Below are 7,407 nucleotides of genomic sequence, written 5' to 3' on the forward strand. Positions count from 1 at the left end.
TTTGACCATGTTGCCCAGGCAAGGTCCGGTGGTATGTTGTTAACGGGATTTCCCGGTGACCCCCCACTCAAAACGACGATTACCAGTAACGACATTACCTCCGGACTCTTTGCTGCTATGGGTATTATTACTGCCCTTTACCAGAGGGAAAAAACAGGCAAAGGACAATTTATCGATGTTGCGTTATTTGATACTGCCTTTTTCTGTACACAACTGATGGGAGCCCTCCTTCTTTATAAGGTATACGGTGAGATAAGAAGACAGGTAGGGAATCTTGGGTTCCATTCCTATATCGGGATATTTAAAGCCAGTGATGGGGGATGGGTACTACTCTCCGGGACAACAAACAGTATCTGGAAACGATTAACAAGGGTAATAGGAAGAGAAGACATGGCAGAAGACCCGAGGTTCAGTAAAAATGATATGGTACGGTTTGATAATGCAAAGGCAATCGATGCGGCCATCGGAGAATGGGTATCAAAGAGAACCGCACAGGAGGCGGTTAAGATACTTCAGAAAGTAAGGGTCCCTTGTAGTATCGTCAATACCGTTGATAAGGTGATAGATGACCCTCAAGCCAAGGCACGGGACATGATCCAGTATGTCACCTATCCTGAACTGGGGGAGCTTCCTTTACCGGGGTTTCCTTTTAAGATGTCACTTACGCCAGGTACCATTGCTTCACGTGCTCCCCGTATAGGTGAACATAATGAAGACATATACTGTGGGTTATTAGGTTTCAGTAAAAGAAAATTTTCTCAACTCAGGAGCAAGGGGGTAATTTAAAGGAGTAATAAATGAAGGTTAAAGTAAAATTCCTTGGTTTCAATTTTGCCCAAATACAGAGAGAACTGGAGATAGAATTAAAAGGTCATAAAGATCATACAGTATCCGATCTGGTTAGAGAGCTTTCAAACAGTATTAAAAAGTTTAAAGATGCGGTTCTCAAAGAGAATGGAAGTATAAGCGAGGAGGTTATGATTGTTCTCAACGGCGAGATTCAAGCAGAGAGAGAAAAAATCGATACCATAGTGATAAACGAAGGGGATACCATTGCATTTATGCTGATTGCCGGCGGTGGTTAAAAGGAGCCAAAAATATGAAGCCAATCCGGTTTACCCAGGGAATGATAGATGATTATGTTAGCGCAGGACACTGGGATTCCAGTCTGATTTCTGATTCCTGGGATCAGAATGCTGTTCTCTATCCTGATTCCGAGGCGATTGTAGAAGAGAACTCAAGACTTAGCTGGGCGGAGGCAAAGAAGCAGATAGACAGTATCGCTGCCTACTTGTTTGAACTCGGTATTAAAAGAGATGAAAGGGTTGCCGTACAATTGTATAATTGTGCGGAGCTTTTTACATTCCGCCTTGCTTGCGAGAAGGCCGGTATTGTTGCTGTAACCCTTCTTCCTAATTTCCGGCAGGCTGAAGTCAAGGCTATTCTTAATCATACGGAAGCAGTAGGAATAGTAATCCCTTTTGAATTCAGGGGTTTCAATTATTTCAGCATGATTCAGGAAATCAAATCCGATACCCCCTCTCTCAGGCATATTTTTGTTATCGGGAATGATGTTCCCGAAGGAGCCATTTCCGTAAAAGAATTGGCAGAATCACCCCTTGGAGAGAAATACAGCCCTGACTATTTTCAAAAAACGCGATTTAGTGCCTTTGAAACATTTCAAATAGCAACCACTACGGGAACAACGGGTATGCCGAAATGTGTTGAATTTGTTTCATCTGTTCGTCAGTGTACAGGCAGGGTGATTGCAAAAAGGTTAAAGATAACAGAGGATGATGTGGTTGGCGCATTTGCTCCTGTAATAGCTGGAGGATGTTTCAATGAAGTATATAGGGCCGCTCCCCTCATGGGTGCCAGGATTGCAGTTGCAAAGTATTTTACACCGGAAGAAATCCTTGCATTGATTGAACGGGAAAGGGTCACGATCATCGCCACTGTTCCTGCAGTACTTATAAGAATCCTCGAGTACCCTGATTTTGAGAAATATGATGTGAGCTCGCTTCGAATAGTAAAGTATGGTGGTGCTGCCCTACCTTATGATCAAGCCCTTAAGGCGTGGGAAAAATTTGGACGTCCAGTATTGCCTGCATACGGCGGGTTGGACGTTGGTACTATGAGCTCATCCTTTATTGATGATACAAAAGAAAATCTCCTTAAAACGGTCGGTAAACCTCTTGATGGGGCTATAATAAAACTCATTGACGAAAAAAATAAAGAAGTGCCGGAGGGTGAGGTAGGTGAAGTGATTGTAAAAGGGCCTCACTGCGAACCGGGTTATTTCGGGGATCCAGAAGCAACAAAAGAAGCCTGGTATGACGGATGGTTCCATACAGGGGATCTTGCGAGCTTTGACACTGAAGGCAGGCTTACCATCAGGGGCAGGCGGAAGGATATGATAATTCGAGGTGGTCAGAATATATACCCGTTAGAAATCGAGAGCATGCTCCTCAAGCACCCGAAAGTGCTCAAAGCTTCTGTTATTGGTATGCCTGATGCGGAAATGGGAGAAAAGGCATGTGCCTATGCGGTTATTATGAACGGTGAATCATTAAGCTTTTCAGATATGGTTCTCTTCATGAAAGGTCTGGGAATTGCACCTTTTAAGATTCCGGAGAGGCTTGAAATCATCGATGACCTCCCTCTCGCAGGAGGGATAAAGGTAGACAAAAAACAACTCAGACTGGATATTGAGGCAAAGCTCAGACAGGAAGGTATTTTAAAATGATCTTCGGTGAGACTGGATATGTGGGAAAAGGTCTATATGTTTTAGGTCTCCCATGGACGCCGTCTTATCTTCTTGATTGTTCACGGCCTGTTCTCTTTGAGGCAGGCTTTTCCTGTGTTGGAAGATTATATGAAGAAGATATCAGGAAGTTTCTTAAAGAACGCAAGCCGGAGATGCTTTTTTTAACACACGTCCATTATGACCATTGCGGTGCAGTAGCGTATTTCAAGAAGGTTTTTCCCGGTATAAAGGTAGCTGCATCGTCGAGGGCGGCTGAGATTATCAAAAGACCCAATGCCCAGAAGCTAATGAAAGACTTAAGTTCCAATATAATTCCACGTGTTGCTGCGGTAAATGGGATTAACCCGAATAAACTTTTGTACGAACCCTTTAAACCCTTTGAAGTTGATGTAATTCTCGAAAATGGCCAGGTTATTCAGCTTACAGAGGATATAAGTGTGGAGGTCATCTCTACTGCTGGTCACACAAGGGACCAGTTGAGCTACTACATACCGGAAAGAAAGATTCTCTTTGCTACCGAGTCAGTGGGCAACCTTGACCGTATTGGTCAAATTATTCCCGAATTCCTTGTTGATTTTGAATTATATATAACCAATATCAAACGCCTTTCTTTACTGGATGTTGAGGTTTTATGTCTCGGCCATCAATTCGTTGTCTTAAATTCTGATGTTAAGGAGTTTTTTTCACAAGTCAAGGGTAGAGAAGCTGTTGATTGAAGAGAATGGAGATATTAATCGAGTAGTTACCCGTATTAAAGCCATAGAGTATGACATAAATCCAGGCCCCAAGCAGCTTGAGCAGGCTTACCTTATTAACCTTACTACCCGTGTGACCCATTTAGCAAAAACACTTAAAGGAGACAGTAATTAAAATCGTATTAAGGCGTGGCAAGAAATGCATTGTTTTTTCATAAACACCAATTCAGCGTTTCTTATAGAAAATTGCAATTGCAAGTTGTTTGCACGATACTGTATTGCAAAAGTAAGGACTTCGAAGTAAGATTTTAAAAAAAAGGAGGGTTTTGTTATGAAAAGCTTAAAGATTATGTCAATGTTTTTGGTCTTTGTATTTTTCTTCTGTTCTTATTGCTTTGCCGCTCCGAAAACTGTTATCCCCATCTATACACCTGGCGCTGGAGGGACTGCTTATATGGTTGGCGCGGCAATGGCTACCGTGATAAACAAGTACGTCCCTGAGGTACAGATGATGGTGGAGGCAACAGGCGGGACAGCGGCTATGTCTAAGCTTGTTGAAGAAAAGGCAGAGAAAAACCAACCGGCCTTTGGCGTGCCAGACTCGAAGGTGACTTACATGGCATATACAGGACAGGCGCCATTCACGAAGCCATTAAAATCGATGCGTGCAATAACTTTAACGCATCTCCCAGGCCTTAATCTTGTTGTACCAAGTAACTCGCCTATCAAATCGTACTATGACCTGAAGGGTAAAAGGATAGGTGTTGGTGCTGCAGGAAGTGGAACGTCCCAGATGAGCGTCCAGCTTATAGAAGAACATGGTATTTCTGCCAAGATGTTTAAACCCTTGTGGTTAGGATATAACGAGGTTGTTGAGGGGATAAAAGACGGAAGTATTGATGCAGGATTTATTTCAGGGACCTATCCCGTGCCTGCAATTCAACAGTTAGCATTTGAAAAACAAATTAGGGTTATACCGGTTGAAGAGAAGTTGTTAAAGAAGATACTTGCAAACAACCCATATTTTGGTGAATACCTGTTGAAGTCAGGTGCATATAAAGGTATTACACAGGATACACCTATCCTCGTTTTCGGGAGCTTCTTGTTCACCCACGACAAGGTTGACGCCAATCTCATATATAAGATTACAAAGGTAATTTTTGAACACAGAGATGAGCTATTAGCAATTTGTCCGGGACTCAAGGAGATGACGCTTCAGGATGCTCAGAAGACAATCGCAATACCTTTTCACGCAGGTGCAGTGAAATATTTTAAAGAAATGGGTGTAGCGAGATAAAGGTTGTGGGGGAGTAAATTACAATGAAATTTGTTAGTCGCAAGTGGATTATCACTTTAATTGCAGTCGCTATGTCGCTTTTCCATATCTATACATCGGGGTACAGGCTGCTTCCCGCCATGGAACAGCGTACCACCCACCTCGTCTTTGCAACCATGCTCGTCTTCCTCATCTTTCCTCTGAGAAAGCGAGCCGAAGGGAGTCAGCCAAGGGTGGCCGCCTGCCTTGACTTTCTCCTCGTTCTGCTCAGTTTTCTCGTCGGTGCATATGTCTTTCTCGAATATGAGGGCATATCCTCCAGGGCAGGCAGCCCGAATCAGCTCGATACGATAGTCAGCGTGAGCGCAATCGTACTCGTCATAGAGGCCACGAGACGGATCATGGGTATGGCCATGTGCTGGATCGTATTTACGGGACTCGCATATGCCTTTTTCGGCCAGTATTTGCCTCCCACGGTGGCGCATAGCGGCTACACGGTCACCCGGGTCGTGAACCACATGTTTATGGGCACCGAAGGAATACTGGGCACAGCGCTTGCCGTCTCTGCCACAGTAGTCATCACCTTCCTGATTTTCGGGGCTTTTCTGGAACAGTCCGGCGCCACCTCTTCGCTCACCAGCATCGGGTATGGTCTCTTTGGAAGGTTTAAGGGAGGGGTTGCTAAGGCAGCGGTACTGGGGAGTTGCCTTTTCGGAATGATGACGGGTTCTCAGACGGCAAACGTGGCTGCCGTGGGGACCTTCACCATACCCTTAATGATACGGGGTGGCTACAAACCCATTATGGCCGGGGCAATAGAAGCCCTTGCATCAACGGGTGGAATGCTTGTCCCCCCGGTGATGGGGGCTGCGGCCTTTATCATCCCGGAAATGATCGTCGGGGGAACATATGTAGGTGTGATGAGGGCAGCCCTGATACCCGGGCTTCTCTACTACGTTGCCGTTTTCATGTTTATACAGGTACAGGCCTCTAAGCTGGGCATTGCAAAGGTACCCAAATCGGAATTGCCGAAACTGAGCCAATTAATGAAAGAGAACGCCCATCTCTTTATACCGATCTTCGTGATACTCTATCTCCTCATTATTGAAAGGGTTACTACGAAGAAAGCCGGTTTCTGGGCCATCGTTGCCGTCATCCTGGTAAGCATGGTCAAAAAGAGCACCAGGATGACTCCTTCGAAAGTCGTTGCCGCCCTATCCGGTGGTGCGAGAAACGCCCTCATCGTGGCCATGTCATGCGCGGCAGCAGGACTTATAGAGGGTGTCCTCAGCCTCACCGGCATGGGACTTCGTTTTTCCGAGATCCTTATCTATATGGCGGGGGGGAACATGTTAATCCTCCTCTTCCTGACCATGATCGCCTCGCTTATCATCGGGCTGCCCCTTCCCCCGGTGACTGCATACCTGATCCTTGCAATTCTGGCCGCACCGGCCCTCATCAAGAGCGGGTTGAATCCCATGGCCGCCCACCTTTTTATATTCTTTTTCGGTGTCCTCGGGAACATTACACCCCCCTCAGCCCCCTGCTCCTTCGCCGCTGCCGGAATTGCGAAGACAGACCCGCTCAAGACCACGAACCTGGCCTTTCTTATATCTGCGCCGACCTTTATAATCCCCTATCTCATGGTCTACTCTCCTGAATTAAATCTGAACGGGTCAATTCCCTACATCGTTTTTCGAGTTATAACAGCATTTTTTGCGATATCCGGATTATCCATCACCTTTCTTGGATATTTTGGCGGCAATTTGAAATGGATTGCAAGACTGTTAATGCTGGCGTGCAGTATCTTGCTGATTCCCAATCACCTCCTTTTGAACGTAGTGGGATATCTTATCTTTCTCGGCATAATGTGGCACGAAAAGGTCTATCCGAATATAAGACTCGACAAGTTTTTAAGGGGAAAGAAGGCGTGAATGAGCTCATAGCGGCGGGATACCTCTTGCAGGAGCCCGCCAGAAAATGGAGGATAATTGTATGAACCTATCTGAGATGCTGGCAAGAAATGCAAGGATGTATCCTGATAAGATAGCGCTAATCGAACGGGTGCCCGACAAAGACCTGAGAATACAATTAACGTGGAAGGAATTTGATGAAAGGGTAAACAGGACAGCTAATGCCCTGGTGGCTATGGGCATAAGAAAGGGAGATATTGTCCTGCACTGGATGATGAACTCAATAAACTGGGTTGTGGCATATTTGGGTGTTATCAGAACAGGCGCAATTGTAGCACCGCTCAATTTCAGGTTTACAGAAAATGATTTTAAATATTGCGTCGATGTAGCAGAACCGAAGGCCGTGATTATAGACGAACAATTTGTGGAAAAAGTCAAAACTGTGAGCCATCCAACGTTACCTGCTCATACATGTATCGTGAATGGCCGGAATGTACCCCAGGATATGGAGGGTTTCGAAAACATTATAGCTCTGTCTAACCCGTCGCCCGTTAAAGTAGAGATAGGAGATGAGGATGCCTGCGGTCTTTACTTTACTTCCGGGACTACAGGGGCTCCCAAACCAATATCGCTTATCCACAAGAATATGGAGTGCATGGCTATAACAGAGGTTGTGCATGGTCTTCGAAGACCTGGCGATATCTGGGTTACCCTGAAACCTTTCTACCATACAGGGGACTGGATACACTGGCTGGC

General features: G+C 45.4%; 7 protein-coding genes. All 7 read left to right on the plus strand.

Going from position 1 to position 7,407, the window contains the following annotated elements:
• A partial coding sequence (locus NTU69_09565; protein ID MCX5803757.1) for a CoA transferase occupies positions 1 to 786 on the plus strand: 786 nt, incomplete at its 5' end.
• 11 nt (positions 787 to 797) lie between these two features.
• Complete coding sequence (locus NTU69_09570; protein MCX5803758.1) at positions 798 to 1,085, plus strand: MoaD/ThiS family protein; 288 nt, start codon at positions 798 to 800, stop codon at positions 1,083 to 1,085.
• 14 nt (positions 1,086 to 1,099) lie between these two features.
• Positions 1,100 to 2,746 (plus strand): AMP-binding protein, encoded by a 1,647-nt coding sequence (locus NTU69_09575; protein MCX5803759.1) that lies wholly within the window; start codon positions 1,100 to 1,102, stop codon positions 2,744 to 2,746.
• Complete coding sequence (locus NTU69_09580; protein MCX5803760.1) at positions 2,743 to 3,483, plus strand: MBL fold metallo-hydrolase; 741 nt, start codon at positions 2,743 to 2,745, stop codon at positions 3,481 to 3,483. Before NTU69_09575 ends, NTU69_09580 begins: the two co-directional genes overlap by 4 nt.
• Positions 3,484 to 3,793: 310 nt before the next feature.
• On the plus strand, positions 3,794 to 4,759 hold the full coding sequence (locus NTU69_09585; protein ID MCX5803761.1) for a TAXI family TRAP transporter solute-binding subunit: 966 nt from the start codon (positions 3,794 to 3,796) through the stop codon (positions 4,757 to 4,759).
• Positions 4,760 to 4,782: 23 nt separating this feature from the next.
• Positions 4,783 to 6,672 carry a TRAP transporter fused permease subunit gene (locus NTU69_09590; protein ID MCX5803762.1) on the plus strand — a complete coding sequence of 630 codons (1,890 nt, stop codon included), beginning with the start codon at positions 4,783 to 4,785 and terminating at the stop codon, positions 6,670 to 6,672.
• A gap of 61 nt (positions 6,673 to 6,733) precedes the next feature.
• The coding region (locus NTU69_09595; GenBank protein MCX5803763.1) for a class I adenylate-forming enzyme family protein at positions 6,734 to 7,407 on the plus strand (674 nt) is incomplete at its 3' end.

Source organism: Pseudomonadota bacterium (genome assembly GCA_026388215.1).
Classification (GTDB): Bacteria; Desulfobacterota; Syntrophorhabdia; order Syntrophorhabdales; family Syntrophorhabdaceae; genus JAPLKF01.